We start from the raw sequence: 686 nt of genomic DNA, 5'->3' as shown, positions 1-686 counted from the left end.
ACGATCGGGAAGAGCGCGATCTGAAAGATCACATTCCAGCGGAAAACGGCCTAACCATGGCGCAGGTCGCGTAGGACGGTTGCGGTCTCCAGGGCGGCGAAGGTGGCCTCGCGGCCCTTGTCCTCCGCCGAGGAGGGCAGGCCCGCGCGGTCGAGCGCCTGCTCGGCCGTGTCGCAGGTCAGCACGCCGAAGCCCACCGGGACGCCGGTGTCCAGGGCGACCCGGGTCAGCCCCTGCGTCACCGACTGGCAGACGTAGTCGAAGTGCGGGGTGCCACCGCGGATCACCACGCCCAGCGCCACCACCGCGTCGTGGCCGGCCGCCAGCGCCGCCGTCACGACCGGCAGCTCGACCGCGCCGGGCACCCGGACCAGCAGCGGGGAGGCGGCCCCGGCGTCCTTGGCCGCCCGCAGCGCGCCGTCGACGAGGGCGTCGGTGATCTCGGCGTGCCAGCGGGTCGCCACGACGGCCAGCCGCAGGCCGGTGCCGTCCGGGATCACCGGTGCCGGCGCGCCCTGGCCGCTCATGCCGTCTCGCCCTGGCAGATGTCCGCCATCAGCAGGTCCTCGCCGGTCACCACCGGCTCCGCCTCCGCGGCCGCGCGAGCCGCGTGCGCGCCCGCGTTCCCGACGCTCGTGCCCCCGACGCAGTGCAGCGGGACGTCGGCGCGGGCCCCCGCGGCCTTC

General features: G+C 75.7%; 1 protein-coding gene. It reads right to left on the bottom strand.

All coding sequences use genetic code 11. The annotated features are described in order from the left end of the window. Positions 1–50 precede the first annotated feature (50 nt). On the bottom strand, positions 51–527 hold the full coding sequence (gene ribH, locus AC5LSR_RS23235; RefSeq protein WP_250287365.1) for a 6,7-dimethyl-8-ribityllumazine synthase: 477 nt from the start codon (positions 525–527) through the stop codon (positions 51–53). Between the last annotated feature and the right edge of the window lie 159 nt (positions 528–686).

This window comes from Protofrankia sp. CiP1_Cm_nod4, from assembly GCF_982290645.1.
Note: the sequence above shows the minus strand (reverse complement) of the source record. Positions and strands in the feature narration are given on the sequence as shown.